This is a genomic window from Corynebacterium sp. S5S1 (assembly GCF_001913985.1).
Taxonomy (GTDB): domain Bacteria; phylum Actinomycetota; class Actinomycetes; order Mycobacteriales; family Mycobacteriaceae; genus Corynebacterium; species Corynebacterium marquesiae.
In genome coordinates, this window is the sequence record NZ_MKXT01000005.1 from 87,608 (window position 1) to 107,997 (window position 20,390).

Annotated in this window: 15 protein-coding genes and 1 tRNA gene; 9 read left to right on the plus strand and 7 right to left on the minus strand. The window is 58.1% G+C overall.

Annotation, left to right across the window (positions count from 1 at the left end):
* Positions 1–37 precede the first annotated feature (37 nt).
* From BKN05_RS02925 to BKN05_RS02955, 7 genes are all read left to right on the plus strand, one after another.
* Complete coding sequence (locus BKN05_RS02925; RefSeq protein WP_286687905.1) at positions 38–1,198, plus strand: glycoside hydrolase family 3 N-terminal domain-containing protein; 1,161 nt, start codon at positions 38–40, stop codon at positions 1,196–1,198.
* Between the two features lie 34 nt (positions 1,199–1,232).
* Complete coding sequence (locus BKN05_RS02930; RefSeq protein ID WP_286687906.1) at positions 1,233–2,918, plus strand: VanW family protein; 1,686 nt, start codon at positions 1,233–1,235, stop codon at positions 2,916–2,918.
* Positions 2,919–2,921: 3 nt separating this feature from the next.
* Positions 2,922–4,703, plus strand: coding sequence for an ABC transporter ATP-binding protein (locus tag BKN05_RS02935; RefSeq protein ID WP_005325452.1), 1,782 nt, complete (start codon positions 2,922–2,924; stop codon positions 4,701–4,703).
* 645 nt (positions 4,704–5,348) lie between these two features.
* Entirely contained in the window at positions 5,349–6,833 is a 1,485-nt protein-coding gene (locus BKN05_RS02940) for a SpaH/EbpB family LPXTG-anchored major pilin (protein ID WP_286687907.1), read from the plus strand.
* A gap of 193 nt (positions 6,834–7,026) precedes the next feature.
* Complete coding sequence (locus BKN05_RS02945) at positions 7,027–7,935, plus strand: class C sortase (protein WP_049378962.1); 909 nt, start codon at positions 7,027–7,029, stop codon at positions 7,933–7,935.
* A 4-nt stretch (positions 7,936–7,939) separates the two neighbouring features.
* A complete protein-coding gene (locus BKN05_RS02950) occupies positions 7,940–8,791 on the plus strand; it encodes a SpaA isopeptide-forming pilin-related protein (protein ID WP_083312490.1) in 852 nt (283 codons plus the stop codon).
* Positions 8,791–12,300 (plus strand): prealbumin-like fold domain-containing protein, encoded by a 3,510-nt coding sequence (locus BKN05_RS02955; protein ID WP_286687908.1) that lies wholly within the window; start codon positions 8,791–8,793, stop codon positions 12,298–12,300. The genes BKN05_RS02950 and BKN05_RS02955 overlap by 1 nt, the downstream gene beginning before the upstream one ends.
* 78 nt (positions 12,301–12,378) lie before the next feature.
* On the opposite strand, the gene BKN05_RS02960 is transcribed toward BKN05_RS02955, so the two are convergent.
* From BKN05_RS02960 to BKN05_RS02970, 3 genes are all read right to left on the minus strand, one after another.
* Positions 12,379–13,308 (minus strand): class C sortase, encoded by a 930-nt coding sequence (locus BKN05_RS02960; protein ID WP_049378965.1) that lies wholly within the window; start codon positions 13,306–13,308, stop codon positions 12,379–12,381.
* Between the two features lie 109 nt (positions 13,309–13,417).
* Complete coding sequence (locus BKN05_RS02965) at positions 13,418–13,606, minus strand: hypothetical protein (protein WP_005325457.1); 189 nt, start codon at positions 13,604–13,606, stop codon at positions 13,418–13,420.
* Positions 13,607–13,653: 47 nt separating this feature from the next.
* A tRNA-Gly gene (locus BKN05_RS02970) sits at positions 13,654–13,727 on the minus strand.
* 65 nt (positions 13,728–13,792) lie between these two features.
* Between BKN05_RS02970 and dcd the strand changes: the two genes are divergently transcribed.
* The gene (dcd, locus tag BKN05_RS02975; RefSeq protein ID WP_286687909.1) at positions 13,793–14,356 is read left to right on the plus strand and encodes a dCTP deaminase; all 564 of its coding nucleotides are present in this window, start codon (positions 13,793–13,795) and stop codon (positions 14,354–14,356) included.
* Between the two features lie 42 nt (positions 14,357–14,398).
* A complete protein-coding gene (locus BKN05_RS02980) occupies positions 14,399–15,721 on the plus strand; it encodes a UDP-glucose dehydrogenase family protein (RefSeq protein ID WP_005329402.1) in 1,323 nt (440 codons plus the stop codon).
* A 71-nt stretch (positions 15,722–15,792) separates the two neighbouring features.
* Here BKN05_RS02980 and BKN05_RS02985 read toward each other — a convergent pair whose 3' ends face one another.
* The 4 genes from BKN05_RS02985 to BKN05_RS03000 form a co-directional block, all read right to left on the minus strand.
* Positions 15,793–16,956, minus strand: coding sequence for a YibE/F family protein (locus tag BKN05_RS02985; protein WP_286687910.1), 1,164 nt, complete (start codon positions 16,954–16,956; stop codon positions 15,793–15,795).
* A 144-nt stretch (positions 16,957–17,100) separates the two neighbouring features.
* Positions 17,101–18,330 carry a pyridoxal phosphate-dependent aminotransferase gene (locus BKN05_RS02990; RefSeq protein WP_005329397.1) on the minus strand — a complete coding sequence of 410 codons (1,230 nt, stop codon included), beginning with the start codon at positions 18,328–18,330 and terminating at the stop codon, positions 17,101–17,103.
* 55 nt (positions 18,331–18,385) lie between these two features.
* Positions 18,386–18,988 (minus strand): DUF1707 domain-containing protein, encoded by a 603-nt coding sequence (locus BKN05_RS02995; RefSeq protein WP_394372003.1) that lies wholly within the window; start codon positions 18,986–18,988, stop codon positions 18,386–18,388.
* Between the two features lie 96 nt (positions 18,989–19,084).
* Positions 19,085–20,359: a cation:proton antiporter gene (locus BKN05_RS03000; RefSeq protein ID WP_286687912.1), complete on the minus strand. Its 1,275-nt coding sequence runs from the start codon at positions 20,357–20,359 to the stop codon at positions 19,085–19,087.
* Positions 20,360–20,390 lie beyond the last annotated feature (31 nt).

The following is a 20,390-nucleotide window of genomic DNA, read 5'->3' on the forward strand; positions in this document are numbered from 1 at the left end:
TGCGACAGAACGCGAGGAGTATTGCACACTAGAGGGCATGAAAACTCCGCGCATCCTTGCCAGCCTCGCCCTCGTGACGGCCTTGGGTGCCTGCTCTACCTCCCCGCAGGAGGACGCCGAGAGTCAGGACTCCACCACCCCAGCCGCATCGAGCTCACCTGCCGCGACGCAAGAGACGCAAGAAGAGACTTCGCAGGAAGCAGCCCCGCAGCAGGACATCCGCGCCATGGCTGCCTCCGTTTTGATGCCCCCGGTCACCAATTACGACGATGCTAAGGCCAAACTAGATGCCGGCGTGGGCGGAATCTTTATCCCCAGCTGGGCGGATCCAAACCTGCTGCAGGAAGAGAGCCGCGATATTAATGCCCTGCGCCAAGAGGTAGGCCGCGATTTTGAGGTCTCCATCGATTTTGAAGGCGGGCGGGTGCAGCGTTTCTCAGAGATCTTGGGCGAGTATCCCGCACCGCAGCAAATGGCAGCCGAGCGTTCCCCGCAAGAGGTGGAACAGCTCGCCCACGAGATTGGTACCACTCTCAAGGCGCATGGCATCAACGTGGACTTTGCACCGGTGCTCGACGTCGATGGCAACGGCCTAGAGGTGGTGGGCGATCGATCCTTTTCCACCGATCCGGTCCAAGCAGGCGAGTATGGCGCGGCCTTTGCACGCGGGCTGGATTCCGCTGGGGTCAAGGCCGTATTCAAGCACTTCCCGGGACACGGCCGTGCTTCTGGCGATACCCACCTGGCCGAGGCCGTTACCCCGCCGCTTGCAGAGTTGGAGGGCCATGAGTTCATTCCCTTTAAGACCGCCCTTCCCCAAGCGCCGCATGCCGCGCTCATGATGGGCCACCTCGCCGTGCCCGGTTTGGGCGATGGCCAGACTCCTGCCTCTATGCTGCCGGAGGCTTATGGCTTGGCTCGCGAGACCCTGCAGTACGACGGCCCTATTTATACCGATGACATCGGTGGCATGAAGGCGATTGCGGATTCGCTCCCGCTTGCCGACGCCGTCGTGACCTCCCTCAATGCCGGTGCCGATATGCCCCTGTGGTCCACTGAAGGCGATATCAATGCGGTGATCGACGCCGTTGTTGGCGCCGTCGACCAGGGCCGCCTGCCACTCGAACGCCTTGCAGACGCCGCCCGCCATGTCAGCGCTCCCCCGGTCGGCACTGCACCCGAGCCTGCACAGGACTAGGAAAAATGCCACTAAAACCGTTAACCTTTAAGGCGTGAAAAAGGCAGAAGGAAAAAACGGTGCTAAAGGCTGGCTCATCGCGTTCGGCGTATTGGTCGGCCTTGTCCTGATCGCGGGCATTGCTTATGCCTGGGATGTTGCGGCAAATCAGGACAAAATTCCGCGCGCCGTTTCCGTCAACGGCGTGGATATTTCCGCCATGGATCGCACCGCCGCCGTGGAGAAGCTCGAAGACGAGCTTGCGGGCGTAGAAACCGAGCCCGTGAGCGTTACCTCCGGCGACCTGCACACCGATCTCGTTCCCTCTGAGTCGGGCCTCGCCCTGGATAACCAGCGCGCCGTAGACAATATTGAAGAGCCTTCCCTCAATCCTTTCACCCGCCTGTATAGCTTCTTCCGCTCCACCCGGGATATTCCGGTGGAGACCAACGTGGATGAGGCACAGCTACAACCGGCTCTGGACCGCGTGAAGAAGGATCTCTCCACCGATCCAGTCGATGGCATGTTGGAGCTCAACAATGGTGAGCTCAAGGTCACCGACCCCAAGCTCGGCCAAACCGTGGATGCCGGCACCCTGCACAATGCAGTTACGGATAATTGGCTCGATTCCGAGGGTGTAAACGTGGACCCAGAAGAAGTAGAGCCAGCCATCAATGATGCGGCTATCGAGGCCATGCGCACCGGTGACGCCGCTAAGGCGCTGGATAACCCCATTACCTTGAAGGCCAAGAATAATGTCAGCGCTACCCTGAATAAGCCGGAAATCGCCCAGTTCACCAGCATTGAAAAGAAGGACGGCAAGCTTAAGCTCGCCGTGGATACCAACCGCGCGCAAGAGCTGCTGGCCGAGCGCTCCGAGGGCGCCGATGTCCCCGGCGTAAATGCCAAGATTTCCTTCAACGGCAATGACAAGCAGATCACCCCGTCCGAAGATGGCGAGATCATCGACTGGGAGCCGACCATGAAGGATTTTGACAAGCGCGTGACCGGCGATGACCGCGAGTGGGATGCTACTTACAAGCCGGACCCGGCAGAGTTCACCACCGACGATGCTAAGAAGGCGACCTTCAACGACACCGTGGGCGAGTTCACCACCGAGGGCTACTCCGCTGCCTCCGGCAAGAATATCGAGCTGGTGGCCCAACAGGTCAACGGCGCCGTGGTCAACCCGGGCGAGACCTTCTCCCTCAACGGCCACACGGGCCCGCGCGGCACTGCTCAGGGCTACGTGGAATCCGGCATCATTATTGATGGCCACTCCGGCTCCGCCGTGGGCGGCGGCATTTCCCAGTTCGCCACCACCTTGTACAACGCTGCCTACTTTGCAGGCATGGAAGATACTGCCCACACCCCGCACTCGTACTACATTTCCCGCTACCCCGCCGGCCGCGAGGCCACCGTGTACGAGGGCGCCATCGACCTGCAGTTCACTAATACCTTCAATACCCCGGTCCGCATTGAGACCGACTTTGGTGGCGGCAAGATTACCGTGCGCCTAAAGGGCACGAAGACGGTCGACGTTGAGTCTGTGAACAACGGCCGCTGGGCCAAGACGGAGCCGCAGCGCAAGTCGGTGAGCGAGGATTGCTCGCCGTCGTCTGGCGCGCCGGGCTTCACCACCTCGGATACCCGCGTGATCAAGGACCTCTCCGGCAAGGAGATCTCCCGGGAGACCACCACCACGGTCTACGACCCGCAGCCCATCGTTACCTGCGGTTAAGCCATGACCCGGCCGATGCACACCGCGGTGAAGGACCCGGCGGACATCGATCAGCTGGCCCAGCACCCGGTTGCCTTCCGCCGCGTCGCCGGCCTGTTTCGCCCGCACCGCGGCACGCTGTTGCTGGTGGTGGCACTCATCATCGCCACCTCCGGGCTGACGGTGGTGCAGCCTTTCCTGGTGCGCCGCACCGTGGATGAGGCCATTCCTGAACACGACACCGCGCTGCTGCTGTGGCTCGTCGGCGGCATGCTGGCCATCACCGTGGTCTCCCAGGCCATCGGCGTTATCCAGTCCTTTCTGTCGGCGCGGGTGGGGCACACCATCATGCACGAGCTGCGCACGCAGGTCTTTGCCAACCTGCAGCGCCAGTCGCTGCAGTTCTTTACCAATAACCGCGGCGGTGAGATTCAGTCGCGCCTGACCAATGACATCGCGGCGATGCGCGGCATGGTGACGACAACCGCGACATCCGTGGCCAGCAACCTCACCATGACTGTGGCTACGTTGGTGGCGATGGTGGCGCTTTCGCCTACCCTCTCGCTTTTGTCCCTGGTGGTACTGCCGCCTGCAGTGTGGCTGACCCGCCGCGCCGCCGTTCTGCGCCGCAGCCTCATGGAGAAAAACAGCCGCGCGCAGGCGACGCTGCAGCAGACCATTTCGGAGAACCTGTCCGTGTCCGGCATGCGCCTGGCGGCCACGCTGGGTGCGCAGGAGCGCGTCTATGACGGCTTTGAGAAAACCTCCCGCTCCCTCATCCGTTTGGAGCTGGAATCGCAGTTGGCCGGGCGCTGGCGCATGGCGCTGACGCAAATCATCTTCGGCGTGATGCCGGCCCTGATTTACCTGGCGGCCGGCTTGCGCCCGGGCATTACGATTGGCACGCTCATCGCCTTTTCCACCCTGCAGACCCAGATCTTCCGTCCCATTACCGGCCTGCTCAACGTGGGCGCGCAGTGGGTGGCGTCGATGGCGCTGTTTAGCCGCATCTTCGAGTACCTGGACCTGGAGCCCGAACTCACCGAGGCCACCCAGCCCGCCCAGCTTGCCGACGCCTCCCTCACCCTCCAGCACGTCTCCTACCGCTACCCCGGCACCGACACCGACGCGCTTTCCGACGTCTCCCTTTCCATCCCCGCCCACACCACCACCGCGCTAGTGGGGCATACCGGGTCCGGCAAGTCCACGGTGGCCGCACTTTTTGCGCGCCTTGCCGATCCGACCGAAGGCACCGTGCACCTGGGCGGGGTCGACCTGCGCGATATTCCACCTGAGCAGCGCGCGGAGGTCATTGGCGTGGTCTCCCAGGAGACCTACCTGATTCACGGCACGGTGCGGGAGAACCTCCTCTTCGCGCAGCCGAATGCGAGTGAGGAACAGATGTGGGCGGCGCTTAACGCCGCGCGCGTGGACGAGGTCATCGCCGCGCTGCCGGAAGGTCTGGACACAGTGGTGGGCTCGCGCGGCTACCGCTTCTCCGGCGGTGAGCAGCAGCGCCTTTCGCTTGCCCGCACGTTGCTGCGCCAACCACGGGTGCTCATCTTGGATGAGGCCACCTCCGCCCTCGACAACGAGACGGAGCGCGCCATCCAGGAGGCAGTGCTTGGCGCGGATGCTACCCGCTTGGTCATCGCCCACCGCCTGTCCACTATCCGCGATGCCGACCAGATCATCGTCCTCGACGCTGGCCGCGTGGTCGAGCGCGGCACCCACGCCGAGCTGCTTGCGTGCGGCGGTGCCTATGCGGCGCTTCTTCGTGCTGTCGACGAGGCTCAGAGTACGTAGAGAGCTCTTGTCAGGAATCTTAACGCTATTAACTCTTTGGTACGTGGGCTGTTGAAGGCTGAGAATCTAAATGAGTTCAGGGTACCTTGAGCGCTCTTGGTGACGCTTCCTTTTATGGGTCATCAAAGGGGATGTTCTACCTGGTGGTATTGGCAGCATATATGGTTCGTTTCGTCGTCGTTGGAAGGTGCTCTCTGGGAAGCTACTCTCCTGCGTGAAGCTTGCATTCTATGTAACGGGTGTAAAATCGAGCAGGCTTACCCCCTTAAAGGGGCAATGTGTTCAGTTTCACACAAAACTAGATGACGTCTCGAAAGCATTAGTTGAACTGCAGAAGGAGTCTTCACGTTTGGGTGGACCGTGCGGATTCTTGAGAAGTTTAGCCGGTTTTGCGGGGGAGGAGCTTTAGTCGGGGACTTTGCCCAACACGCTGGGGTAGAATCTAGTTATGTAATCCACAGGCTATCGTTAGTTAAGGTTGGGGCCTGCGTAGACGTTTCCACCTGAAAACTACTCCTACTCTCGGCAGGCGAAAGATTCTTAGCAACGAGTCAGGTCATGGTGCGTGAACCGTGGGGAATGGATTGCACACAGCCAATGAGGCGCGGTGCCTCATTTCAGAACTCGTGTAAAGGACCAGTTTCCGTGAACAAGATCTCTCGTACCGCTCGTTCGGTTACTTTCGCTGCCGTCGTTGGCCTCTCTATGGGTATCTCCGCTCCGGGGGCCCTGGCGCAAGACGGTGCTGTCGATGCACAGCCTGCTGCTGAGCAGGGCGCCGTGAACAAGGCAAACATCAATTTCAACCAAAAGGGCTCTATCACCCTCTTCAAGAAGAAGGGTGCTGAGTCTGGTACTGCGGCTACCGGTAAGGAAATGGCAGGCGTTCCGGGTGAGGCTCTGTCTGGCGTGACCTACAAGATCACCAAGCTCGATTACGACCTGCAGAAGGATGATTGGGCGGCGTTCCCGAAGTCGGCTGCTGACGTCAAGGACGACAAGAAGACTGCGGAAACCAAGGAAGAAACCACCGGCACTGATGGCAAGGCAGCTTTCACTGATCTGCCTTTGGGCATCTACTTGGTAGAGGAAACTAACGCTCCGGACGGCATCGTTGCCGGTGCTCCGTTCATCGTGTCGGTGCCGATGGTTAACGAGGCATCGGATGCCTGGAACTACGACGTCATCGCGTACCCGAAGAACGCGGAAACCAAGACCGAGAAGACTGTCAAGGATGCAGATCAGAACATCCAGGACGCGTACACCTACACCATCAACGCGGATGCTCCGACCTGGGGTGCGGGTAAGAGCCTGACCGCCTTCCGCTTCGAGGATCAGCTGGACCAGCGTTTGGACTTCCAGAAGGTCACCGAGGTCAAGGCTGGAGAGACCGCTCTGGGTGCCGGTGACTACGAGGTCAACAATCCGGCTGAGAACGGAAACAAGCTCGTCGTTAAGCTGACCGACCAGGGCCTTGCCAAGGTTAAGTCCGGTGACAAGATGTCTCTGACCTTCGAGGTCAAGCGCAAGGAAGTGGGCGACACCACTGAGCTGAAGAACCAGGCTGACGTCATCTTCAACAACCCGAACACCGGCAACGAGGTCAAGAACAAGACCAATGAGGTCGTGACCTATCACGGCAAGCTGAAGGTTGTGAAGAAGGACGGCAAGGAGGACGGTAAGGTCCTGGAAGGTGCTGAGTTCGAGCTATACCAGTGCACCGCGGCAAATAAGCTGGGCGGTAAGTTGACCGTCAAGGAGCAGGACAAGTGGACCACCGGTGCTGACGGCACCATCACCATCGACGGACTGCACGTCACCGACTTCGCAGATAACGCACAGGTCACCGACATCAAGAAGTTCTGTCTGAAGGAAACCAAGGCTCCAGCGGGCTACGCACTGCCGGAAAACCCTGTTACCGAAATTGAGTTCACCCGCGAGAACATCGCGAAGACTGGTGAGCTCGAGGGTGACGACGCCGTCACCCTTGTTTCTGAAATTGAAAACATCAAGCGCGACACCCCGAACCTGCCGATGACCGGTGGTGCCGGTGTGGGCATCCTGGCTGCTATTGGCGCAGCAATTGTTGCTGCTGGTGCTTGGTTCGCTCGTCGTACCGCGCGCAACTAATAGCCGGGCGTAGTTCCGGTGGCGCAGACTGTCCATGATGGTCTGCGCTGCGGGTCGGGTAATCAAAATATGGTGCTCGACCCAGTGAGGGGACTGGGCTAGGTATAGACTTCAGTCCCCTTCATTCTCTTTCGTTGTAATCCCGGTCGCGCTGCGCTAGCGCGTGGGGCATTGTTTTGGGTGGTGCGGGTCGTTGACTACGGTGGTAGGCCAAAATGCAGGCCGACGGCACAGGCGCCGTGGAGGCCTAGTCCTTCCGGCGGTAATCGTTGTCGTTGGGTTGTTGGTGATGCTGTACCCAGTGGTCTCGACCGCATGGAACAATTGGAACGCCTCAAGAGTGGCGCAGGAATATGCGCGACTGGATAAAGAGACACCGGCGCAGGTGCAGGATTCGGTGTGGGATGCTGCACATGCATACAACGAAGAACATACGTCGGGTCCGATCTTGGATCCGTGGCTGAACCGTATCGGGGTAGACAATCCCGACTATGAGGCTTATTTGAAGCAGTTGGGTGAGACCGAAGCGATGGCCCGCCTCGTGTTCCCAGCAGTAGACGTTGATCTTCCGGTGTTTCATGGCACCGCAGATAAGACACTGCAGCGTGGTTTGGGGCATTTGTATGGTTCTGACCTGCCGGTCGGTGGATCAGGAACCCATTCCGTCATTACGGGGCATACGGGTCTGGCAAATTCGACGATGTTTGATCACCTCGACTCTGCCACCGAGGGAGATGTGTTCTATATCCAGGTTGCTGGCCACAAATTGAAGTACGTCGTAGACGACATTCAAGTTGTGCTGCCGAGCGAGGTAGATGGCCTACGGCCAGTCGCTGATCAGGATTACGTCACACTGATTACGTGCACCCCGTACGGGATCAACACGCATCGCTTGCTGGTGCGTGGCCATCAGGTTCCTATGGAGCCTGGGGAGGAGTCGGTGTTTGAAAACTCCCATGGTCCGGGCTGGCAATGGTGGATGTACGCGCTGTTGGCTGCGGTGATTGTCATTGGGTGTTGGCTGGTGTGGTGGCTGCGTCGCCAGAAGGCGGCTACCGGGGTGCAAGAAGTTATTAATAAGGAAAGTAGCGTGCGGGAGTAAGGCGATGAAGAGGTTGACAAATGCATGGTCGGCCCGAGTGGTTGCCGTCGGAGTAGCGTGTGCGGTTGCGTTCGCAGGGCCGGGCGTCGTTGCTGCAGAAGCGGTGCAGGTTGCCGGGCAGCAGTCCACTGGTGCGGAACGCACTTCGGCTACGGATACAGTGACAATCCGGCTGACACAAGGCAATCCCAACGACGATGGCCAGCCGCCCTCGGGAAAAATCCAAGGTGTCACAATTCATCTGGACCGGCTTGCCGGCTTGGACCCGACCAACGCTGACGACGCAGCCCGCGTACGGAACGCGAATCTCGACGAGGTTCGTGATTGGCGCACCGATGTGCACGTGGATCTGGTCACCAATGCCAATGGCGAGGTGACGTTTGATGGTCTAGCTCATGGCTTCTATGTGGTGACGTCTACAGCGCCGGATGATTCCTACCGAGAGATAAACCCGTTTGTGGTGGCGGTTCCATTCCACACGGTGGTAGATAACCCGAAACCAGTACCAGGAGTAATCGTGGCTAAGACCCACAAACCGGGTGAAACGCCGACGCCACCCACGTCGTCATCTGCTCCGAGCGCTCCGCCGTCACGCCCGGATACCCCGCAAACACCTCCGAACTATCCACCGACTAAACCAGGGAAGCCACCTCACCAACCCGAGACAACGCCGCCGGGTACTCCAAGTGCCGGTAAGACCTCAACCCCAGTAACGTCGTCGGGCAATGGTGGCTCATTGGCGATGACCGGTGCACAGGTAATCGGTGTAGTAGCCGCAGCGTTGGCATTGATTGCCACTGGTTTCGTGATGATTGCCTTTAGCCGTAGGAAGAATTCAGAAAGCGAGGGACGCTAATGTCCTGGACAGATTCTCATCCGGTCGAGCCGGTTGTGTACCGCTGGCGTGCTCTTGCGGCGTTCATTGCTGCACTGGCTCTCGTTGTTGGTGTTGCTGCACCGGCTGCTCTGCCCGGAATCGTTGGTGCCGTAGCCGAAGCACAAACCACAACCCTGCGCACCAAGCTCGATTCCGCAGACCAACTGAGCCTGACTGTTGGCGACTCCGCAACATTTGAAGGCCACTTTGTTGACGCCGGAACCGTGGAGGAGTTGGAATTCACTGTTGAGACTGCAGGACTGGAGTTCGACGGCTCGGCCTACACACTGACTATCGACGGCGAAGTGATCCCCGTCCGCGAAGGAGACAACCTCGTTGTAAAATCAACCAGTTCTTCAGTGACTTTCCGAATCGCTGGCCTTTCTACTGACGTGCCAGCAGGGGCAGCTTTCTCACTGAAGATCCCAGCGGTCGCAGAGGAATCCGAACTGAGCGGGATGTCCGTCGACGTGCGTGGAGTAGCCGAGGAGACTACCAGCACGTCATCACCTGAATCCAGCGAAGCCTTAGAAGCCCCTTCGGAGGTGACTGAGCCGCTTGATATTGCTGACGTTGACGCGGCCCCAGCCCGTCTGATGGCGGCGCCGAACATTACCCCGTACGCTGCAGGCGACCGCACCATCACGATGGTAAACGATGGATACGTGCTCAAGGGAAGCCGCTATATCCCGAACTTTAAGATTCCGGCCGGTGAGCTTTTTGGCGGCCAGCTGTCCATTCCGCAAGGCACGGTGGTTACCCTCAAATCCAGCGTTAACAGTTATTTATCGACTAACCCTGATGACCTGACGATCTATTACACCGGTGCCAACGGAGGTTGGTATGAGGCGAAGGTGACCTACAAAAGGATTAGCGCCAAGGAATACCAAGTCATCCTGCCGCAGATTACTATTGGTGGCACCGCACAGATTCAGTTTAAGGGTGTTCACCGCGGGCCAGCCGATACAGTGTTTACAGCTTCCTTCACCGTTCCTGCGAAAGAGGAGTGCCAAGATCCGGTTACAAGCAGACAGCCAAAGCGCGATCTCACCCCAGCTGAATTTGCCGACGGTAGCCCTGTCTACGTTGTAACCAGTGAACCTAAGGATCTTCGCCGAGACACTTCCATTCTGAGCCGTCAAGTCAACCAAGGCCGAGACTTTCGCCAGGTGGGAGAGTCCACTCCCTGGGTATACAATGCTCTAGCCTTTGATTCGAGTGATAACTGGCTTTATGCGGTAAGCCAGATTCGCGGTCAAAATGGTGATCCCTGCTACCCTGCAGGAAATCTCCTGCAGATCAATCCGGCAACCGGTGAAGTATATAATCTTGGGCCTATTTTAAAGGCCGGAAGTACCGGTACCCCGTTTGAAACGAGCGGCGACCGGGATCTCCTCAACGCTGGCGTGTACACCAGCGAGGGATTCTTTGTGGGCAACACGTCCACTTCTGGTAGCCGTCACCTTTATAAGGTCGACGTCGACAAAGTCACGGCTCAACGCGTGCTAGGAAGCCAGAAGTCCTACTCGGAGGACTGGGCGGTGCTCCCGCAAGCCCAGAAGTATATGTGGGGTTTCCAGAGTAAGGCTCAGGCAGGCGACAAGCTTATCCTTGAACGCATTGACACACAGACCGGCGACATCAGGACCTGGGATCTCACCGGCATCAAGACCTTGGATGGGCGCACGATCTCGAACCCCTCTGCTTCTTGGGGCAAGGCGTGGACCTACTCCAATGGAAACCTGGGTTTTGGCTCGGGTAGTGCGAATGCGAATCAGCTGGGCTTTGAGCTAAAGATCACCAACCCAGATGATGATAGCCCGAAGTTCGAGCTGGTCAACATAATGAACAACCTGCCTGCTTCATTTAACACGGACGCGGCCTCCGACCTAGTTCCGCCGCCGCCAGCGCTGCAATCAAACATTGCGGTGAAGAAGCAACGCTCCGAGACCAAGGTGGTGGACGGTGAGGTGCGGACTTTTTGGACTATCTCCGTGGAAAACACTACGGACAATGCCAGCTCGGGTGGTACGTTCTGGGAATACCTACCAACGGATACTCACTATGGTGTGAACGCTACCGACCCCACGGCAAAGTTTGAGGGCTTTGGTCCGGGATCTACCGTGGTCAACGGCCGTGGTCCGGGGCCCAATGAGATCAAACCTGAGAGCGGCATTTACGCCGGGATGGACGTGCCGTCAGCCACAAGTGGTGAGGTGGGGTACATGAAGGGTTACGTGGGTACCCTTCCCGGACACGCGAAGGTAGAGTATGTCGTCTCTGCGCCGGTGCGAAAAGATGAGAACGGCAACCTCAAGACGGTGTGTAGTCCCAACAAGGTGGCCTTCCAGGCCACGGACGGGGAGTCGAGCCCGGCTGAAGATGACAACGTTGCTACTGAAGCCTGCTTGAATAAGGTTGCTGTCGACAACACACCGCAACCTGTTCTTGGTGCAGTGAATGAATACACTGCGAAGTACAACGTCGTAGTTGAGGCACCGGACGCACCTGGCTTCGACACCAACGACGTGATCTACGGCAAGCTCACGGACACCCCGAAGTTCGTTGGTGCTGCCACGGTGACTGGAGCCACTGTGGTCTTCAAGGATGAGTTCAACAGGACCAGCCAGCCGCAGTCGTACCTGGGCGCCGGTCCGTACGAACTCAACAAGAATGACACTCCGAAGATCATTAAACCTAAATCCAAGGGTGTTGGCGGAAGTACAGGGCAGCATGTCTACGAGGTGACGGTGCGTTTCAAGCTGGATCGTTCAAAGCTGGACAGCACCTCTGTACCCGCCGGGTACCCGAGCCAACCTGCAGGAAACACCCGCTGCTACACCAAGGATGGCCTGCACGAGCCCAACTTTGGACTCATGAACGAGGCAGAAATAGGCGGCTGGAAGGATACTGACTGTATCCCGCTGGAGACCAAGGAAACTATGGACGTCCTGCTCGAAAAGGCGAGCTATAATCCGGACAACCCGGACGAGATCCAAACCGACGGGTTGCTTGGCGGCGCGCAGTTCACCGTCCACCGCGGTGATGCTAACGGCAACCTGAAGCTAAACGCGGATGGCAGCGTCAACGTTGATGCTAACCCCGTGGTGAAGCAGTCCACGACCACCACCACAGGCCGCGTCAAGCTCGAAGGCTTGGATGCCCCTGGCGTTTATTACCTCATCGAGACGAAGGCGCCGAACGGCTATAACCTGCTGCCCGCGCCGATCAAGTTCTCGACGGAGTGGGATCAGAATGGCAATGCAGTCATCAAGGTGCTCTCCGGAGGGACCGCGATCACCAGTAATAGGTGCGCTGAGTCTGACACCGCTGCTAATTGCGTGAAGAAGATCGGCGTCCTTCAGGTCGCTGACATCACCAAGGGTGCACTGCCCAAGACCGGTGGTGAGGGCGTAGGCCTGTGGGCTCTCGCTGGCGCCGCAATTGTCGCGGCAGGGTGCCTCGCTTTGCGACGCCGCTGGGTATAGAACCACCGCTTGCGGCTACTTTTAGAAAAGGCCCGCTCTTCCAGGGAAGGGCGGGCCTTATTGCATGTTCATTGGCGGTTAGGAGTCTTGCGGGTCGTCGTCAAGCGCGGTGTCCTTGGCGTTGCTGACATATTTGCGCCACCAGTAGATGAGCAGAAGCACGATGATGGCAGTGGCAGCCAGGATGGCCCACATCCACCACTGCCAGTGAATACCAGAGCTGTTGAATGCGGCCTCGTCTTCCGGATCCATTGGCACTCGGTGGCCGGTGACGAGCAAGCGGTGGGTATTTACACCGTAGGGGGTGCAGGTAATGAGCGTAACGAGGTCCTGGCCTGGCTCACGGTGGAGCAAGCTGGTGTCCGCAGGCTCGACGACCCGAATATCGTGTACCTCGTATTTGAGCTTCTCGCCGCCGGCGGCGATGTAGAAAGCATCGCCCTTCTTGACCTTGGTGAGGTTGTCCCACAGCGTGGCATTTTGTAGGCCTGTGTGGGCGGAAAGTGCTGCGTGCCGACCCTCGCCATCACCTACGCCGCCGACAGGTAGGTCCGTGCCGTAGAGGTGGCCAGCGCCGCGGGAGAGTGCTTTTTCTGAGGTGCCGTGATAAATGGGCAGATCGGAATCGATAGAGGGGATGACGATACGACCCATGGCATCGGTCTCAGACAATACCGACAGGTACTGGCGGTAGCGCTGGTACTCGGGGGAGTCTTCGTTATCGGTGGTGGTCCACGCGTCGCCAATGCTGATTTGGCCCAACCCGGCGTTGTAGGCTTGTGCTTCCTCCCACGCGGTGTGCAGAACCTCAGGCGGGGCTTGTTTTTCGAGCTTTGCGTACTCTTCCGCGGCGCGGGACTGGTTGTAGTTATTCCATTGCGTGGCTACGACGGGGTAGAGCAGGACGCCAAGGCCGACGAGAATCAGGATCAACGCGATGATGGCGTTGTGGTTGGTGCCTTTTTTCTTGGCTGCGTCGGTGTTTTCCGCTGGTTCCTGCTTGCCCATTGTGTCCTTCCTGTGTGGGGTCTGTTGCGGTGCGTCCTGGTATTGGCGTGGGGGTAGTTTTTGAATCTCAGGCTAGGGAAGATGTAGCTCTGAGAGAAAACGTGTCTGTCTAGTCGCCGATAACAAAGCACAGGGCTTCATACCGATTCAGAGTTGCCTCGTCGATGACCAAGATTTGATCAACCGCGCGCTGTTCGTGGAGCTCATCGATTGTGCGGGGCGCAAGATCTTGAAGTACATGCTCACGCTCAGCGCGAAGATCCGCTGTGGTTTTAGGCGTGAAGATAGGGGCTGTCATGGTCCATCCTGTAGGTATGAAATTAGTCCATGAAATGGGAAAACAAGTGGAGCCGACGACGGGAATCGAACCCGCGCTAGCAGCTTGGGAAGCTGCAGTTCTACCATTAAACTACGTCGGCACAGCGCACTTGTGCGCTCCGGCCTACTATACACCTTGGTCTTAGACATGAGTAGAATTGGGGCCGTGCTTCTTTCAGATCGTGATATCCGTTCCGCCATCGACGCCGAAGAACTGGGCATCGAGCCCTTCGACAGTGAGCTTATCCAGCCCTCGTCCGTAGACGTGCGCTTGGATAAGTACTTCCGGGTCTTCAATAACTCGCGGTACACGCATATTGACCCCAAAGAGGAAATGCCGGATCTCACCACCTTGGTGGAAGTAGAAGAAGATCAGTCCTTCATCCTGCACCCAGGCGAGTTCGTGCTGGGTGCCACGCTGGAAAAATTCACCCTGCCGGCAGACTTGGCCGGCCGCTTGGAAGGCAAGTCTTCCCTCGGCCGTTTAGGATTGTTGACCCACTCCACCGCGGGCTTTATTGATCCAGGTTTTTCCGGTCACATCACGCTCGAGCTTTCTAATACCGCCAACCTGCCCATCGCCCTGTGGCCGGGCATGAAGGTGGGGCAGCTGGCTATCTTCAAGATGACTTCACCAGCGGAAAGCCCATATGGCACCGGCTCGCTGGGCTCGAAGTACCAGGGTCAGCGCGGACCGACGCCATCGAAGTCTTACCTGAATTTTCGATAGGCTTAAACCGGCATTCACATAGAGCCTCTAATATGGGGCTTTATGCGTATGACTGTAATCGGCACCGGATACTTGGGTGCAACCCATGCTGCCTGCATGGCCGAGCTTGGCCATGAAGTACTAGGCGTGGACGTAGATGACAATAAAATTTCCGCTCTTAAATCGGGCAAGGTTCCGTTCTATGAACCGGGCCTACCGGAGGTTCTCGAGCGCAATATCGAGGCCGGCCGTCTTGACTTCAGCACGGACTATGAAGAAGCAGCCGCGTTCGGCAACCTGCACTTTTTGGGCGTAGGTACCCCGCAGCGCCGCGGTTCCTACGCAGCGGATATGACCTACGTGAAGGCCGTCATCACGGATCTGGTGCCCAAGCTCAAGGGCGATCACATCATCTTTGGTAAGTCCACCGTTCCGGTGGGAACGGCTGCAGAGCTCCAAGAGCTAGCCAATGAGCTTGCCCCAGAAGGCACCACCGTGGAAATCGCATGGAACCCGGAGTTCCTGCGTGAGGGGTATGCCGTCAAGGACACCATCACCCCAGACCGCATCGTTCTCGGTGTGCGCGAGGGCGAAAGCCGTGCCGAAGAGGTAGCGCGCGAGGTTTATGCTCAGCCGCTATCGCAGGACACCCCATTCATCGTGACGGATTGGCAGACCGCCGAGCTGGTCAAGGTCTCCGCTAATGCGTTCCTGGCCACCAAGATTTCCTTTATCAACGCCGTTTCTGAGATCTGCGAGATTGCAGGCGCGGACGTTACCGCTCTTGCCGACGCCATTGGGCTCGACGAGCGCATCGGCCGCAAGTTCCTTGGCGCCGGCCTCGGCTTTGGTGGCGGCTGCCTGCCCAAGGATATTCGCGCCTTCATGGCCCGTGCTGGCGAGCTTGGCGCCGACCAGGCGCTGACCTTCCTGCGTGAGGTGGATGCTATCAATATGCGCCGCCGTGACCGCGTGGTGGACCTTGCCAAGGAAGCCTTCAATGGCTCCCTGCTTGGCCACCGCGTGACCGTATTGGGCTGTGCGTTTAAGCCGAATTCCGATGACGTGCGCGATTCGCCCGCCCTTGCCGTAGCCGGTTCCCTGTCGCTGGCTGGCGCGGCAGTAACCGTCTATGACCCAGAAGGCATGGACAACGCCAAGAAGGTATTCCCAACCTTGGATTACGCCGCGGACACTGACGATGCCCTGCGCGAGGCTGAACTGGTGATTTTGGCTACCGAGTGGAAGCAGTTCAAAGAATTGGATCCGCAGCAGGCGGGCCAGCTTGTGGACAATAAGCACATTATCGATGGCCGCAATGTGCTGCCTGTCGCAGACTGGCAGCAGGCGGGCTGGAAGGTCGAGGCCTTGGGGCGCACCCTCTAGGTCCTCTACTTCTGAGATACAAAGGCTGAGCAGCGTGATTATTGCGCTGCTCAGCCTTCTGCATAAGGGCCCTAAGATTGTGCGCGCTGTGGCACTGTGAAAGCTGCAATGGCTGTAGTGATGGGAACCGCGAGGGTCAATGCCATCGCACCTACTCCGGAACGCAGCAGCTCCGTTGCGACGAGATCGCTGCTTAAAATCTGGCCTGCGGGGCGCTCCGCTGCGGTGATCAACATGAGCAGTGGCAAGGTCGCACCGGTATAGGTCAGAATTAGCGTATAAACCATTGAGGCAATATGGTCGCGGCCCACCTTCATTGCGGAGAGGAAAAGCTGTGAAGGGCGAGCATCAGGGTCCGCTCCGTGGAGTTCGGTAATGGTGGATGCTTGGGCCACGGCGGCGTCGGCAAGGCTGCCCAAGGCACCGACCACAAAACCGCATAAGAGCACGCCCACGATGGACACGTTGGGCATATAAAGAAGTAGCTTCAGGTTGTCCTCGGAACTATAGCCTTGTAGCTGTGAACTATCGATAGCGGCCCACGCTAACGCTGCTGCAAGAATGAGAGCGATAAGGGAGCCGCCCACCGCCGATGCCGATTTCCAATTCAGGCCGTGGACAAGAGGAACGGCGAACAGGATGATGGCGGAACAGGCGACAAGGGCGGACCAGAGGGGGCTATGGGCGTCGATAAGAGCGGGGACGAGGAACGCAAAGATCACGCCGAGGCTGAGCGCCAAACCGATAAGGGCGCGCACGCCATGCCAGGCCGCAAAAGCGATAATGACGACGGCCACGATAACTGCCCACAGAGCTAGGTTTCCGGTGCGCTGATAATCAGCGAAAGCATAGGACACAGCACCGGAAGGGTCATTAGCCTTGGAAAGAACAATGTTGTCGCCCGGTTTAAGCTGCGGATCGCCGGCATTGCCGTAGGTGACCAATTGGGTCATGCGTCCTTCGTCCTCGCCGGAGGTGATGTTGACTAGGGCACGGTCGCACTGCACTTCCTCAGTCCCAGGAATAAGTGGCGGCGTATCGAAGGCCTGCCCAGTAAGTTCCGATTGGCAAGCCGAGTGGTCTGTCGTATCGACCGTGCCCTCCACCTGTGGGTGGTTGAGGGCATAGGTTTGCTGAAACTCAGTGGAGGTGTGCTCGGAAGCTGGACTCTGAGGCCACAGCAATGCCATGCCCGCAATGGTGGCAATAAGCGCTGTGACGAGCACACCGAGCAAAGTTAATCGCCATGGATGCTGAGTTATCGAAGCAGAGAGCCGACGCCATGAACTAGGGGTCGGCTGAGATTTAGGTCCCGCAGAATGTCTTCCCATGCACCATATTGTTATGGATTATCACTATCGTTAGCAACTGGTGGGAAACTACTGCTTGTAGCTCACTAGGAAGTTACCTAGGCGCTCAATGGCGTTTTCGATTTGGGATGCCCACGGCAGCGTCACCACGCGGAAGTGATCCGGGTTCGGCCAGTTGAAGCCAGTTCCCTGCACCATGAGGATCTTTTCCGCCTTCAAAATATCCAGCATGAGTTTGGCATCATCATGGATTTCATACACATTCGGATCCAAGCGCGGGAAGAGGTAGAGCGAGCCCATAGGCTTTACCGCGGAAACGCCGGGAATCTCATTGAGCTTTTCATAGGCAATATTGCGCTGGCGCAAAAGGCGCCCGCCGGTACCGGTGAGCTCGTAGATGGACTGCCGGCCACCTAGCGCCACCTGGATAGCGTGCTGCGCTGGCACATTCGGGCACAGCCGCGTTCCGGCCAGAAGCTCCAATCCCTCGATGAAGCCACGGGCGTGGTGCTTAGGACCGGTGAGCACCATCCAACCAGCGCGGTAGCCACACACGCGGTAGGCCTTGGACAAGCCATTAAATGTGATGGTGAGCAGGTCCGGGGCGAGCGAAGCGATGGAGATGTGCTTCGCGCCGTCGTAAAGAATGCGGTCATAGATCTCATCGGCCAAGATGAGCAGGTTATGCTCGCGGGCGATGTTCACAATCTTCTGCAAAACTTCGCGCGAGTAGACAGCACCCGTTGGGTTATTCGGGTTGATGACCACAATGGCCTTGGTTTTATCCGTAATCTTGGACTCGATGTCCTCGATAGATGGATTCCAGTCATCCTCCTCATCGCACAGGTAGTGCACTGGGGTGCCGCCTGCCAAGGAAGTAGCTGCGGTCCACAGCGGATAATCCGGTGCCGGGATGAGAACCTCATCGCCATTATTAAGCAGCGCCTGGGTGGTCATGCTGATGAGTTCGGAGACGCCATTGCCCAAGAAGACATCGTTGATATCGAAGGGTGGAAAATCCTCCAGCTCGTAGCGGGTAACGATGGAGCGACGGGCAGGAATGATTCCCTTGGAGGTGGAATAGCCCTGGGAAGTAGGCAGGGCGGCGATCATATCGCGCATGATGACATCGGGTGCCTCGAAGCCGAAGACGGCAGGGTTGCCGGTGTTGAGTTTCAAGATGGTGTGGCCATCGAGCTCCATGCGTTCCGCTTCCGCAGAGACCTCGCCGCGGATGTCATACGCGACGCCCTTGAGTTTGTCGGATTGGTCAAAGATGCGGTGTTTGGGAGAAGTCATGGGAATATTGTGCCACGATTCACAGCGACACAAAATGCTTCAACACCGGCGATGACTATTTTTTATTCCACTCGCTGAACTTCCGCTTGGCCAGATCCATGGCTTGGCCGGTAATTTCGCCAGCTTGCATACGGCGCTCGGCCCACATCTTTTCTTCGATCATTTTTTGCTGCGCGCGCTCATGCGCCGTGAGAGCGCGAATCTCACGCAGCTGCTGCCGCTCAATCTGGCGTGCGGATGGTGCATGCCACGAGGAGGGGCCTACCTTGGCGATGTAGAGCATGATCCACAAAATTGGAATGAGGGCGGCTGCCGTGACGCCACCTAACAGTAGCCATGGGTTGCTCATGGTAGCGCTCAAGAAGATCAGCGTGGGGCTTGCTACTGCAAGCACCACAGAGCCGGAAAGGGCAGTCGCAAACTTCGGTTTCTTGCCTGCATTATGCGCACGGGTGACGTCTCCCCGGGAATAAATCTTGACCTCGTGGGAACCACGCGCCGGAATGTCTTGGAAGACGGGCACGAGGTCTTGGTGGGTGCTGGCGCGCATGACGTCGTCCGAGCGGTCCTCGAACTCCTCCATGGTTAACCGGCCTTCACCCACGGCGCGGGCGAGGTCATTGATGGCATCGTTGCGCTCGGAATCGGACAGGCGCAAAGTCCGATTGATGGGGGAAGAACCAAAGTTATTACTCACGTTTTCCAGTTTAGGAAAATTCTTCCCTTCCAGGGACGTGCTCTCAGCGAACGCAGCCTATAGGTCCTTGGATTCAGCGTCAGGGGTCTTCTCGTCCTTCTTTTCTTGCTGGTTTCCGCCCACCAGGCTGGCCAAGAAGGGGAAGATGGCGACGGTAAGCGCTCCACCGGAGACGAAGATCGAGGCATTCTCGGCCTCCATGATCCCGGAATTGACCGCCAGGGACGTTACCGCCACGATGATTGGCAGACCGGTGGCGGAATACAAACTTACTTGGAGGCGCTCGCGGAAGGTTTCAATATCAGATCCGGTATGCCCAACATTTTCGCGCAAGAAGACGGGCAGGCCACGGGTCACCAAGATGAGAGCTGGAATGCCCAGTACCTTCCACGGATTATGAGCGATGGTATCCCAGCTAATGCTCATGCCAGAGACCACAAAGAAGACTGGAATAAGCATCGAATAAAACACCACATCGAGCCGGTGCTCTAGGCGGCGGTGGAATTCATCCGGGATAATGCGGTTCAAGATGATGCCGGCAGCAAAGGCACCGAGCACAATATCGAGTTCAAAGACTGCGGTAACGGCCATAAGAATGGCCAGAATAAGGATGATTAGACGCAGAATCGTTTGGTTGGTTGAGCCCGCACCAGAGATAAAAGCGGTCTTCACCCAAGGGATGGCCGAGGCGATGGCCGCTGGCATGACGGCGACGGCAACGGCGATGATGATGAAGAACAACAAAATGATCATCGTCGTCAGCGTGGAACGAGTACCCAGCAGTAGCGCCATTGCGGTAATGGGGGCGACCTCACCAATGGCACCGTGAATCATCACGGAGTTGCCCACCTTGGTACCCAGAATGCGGTCCTGTTTCAGCATCGGCGTGAGCGTGCCCAGCGCCGTTGATGTCAGCGCCAAGGCGACGACGATGGCACCTGGCACGTTATCCACCAAGAAGTAGGCGCCCACGCCACAGGCGAGGGCACAGATAATCCAGGTAGATAGTGCCGTTCCGGCTTCTTTGGTTTTGAGGGTAGAGATTTGAATCTCAAAGCCGGCGAGGAGGAACAGCGCGCCCACGCCGAGTTCCTTGAGCATTTCGATTCCTTCGTCCTCGGCCGCGAGGTCGAGGACGGAAGGGCCAATAATCATGCCGAAAATCAGCAGCAGAGCTACCGAGGGCAAGCGGTAGCCCAGCATATAAGAGACCAGCGGCGCGAGTAGCGCCGCGGCCATAATCCAAGCGAAAGAGACGAGGGAATTTGTATTTTCGGTTGCGCCTGCCGCCAGCAGCAGGGCATCGGTGGGGAGTCCCGCATTAAAATGCATGGACTACAGCGTACGCACCAATGCCCCCGCG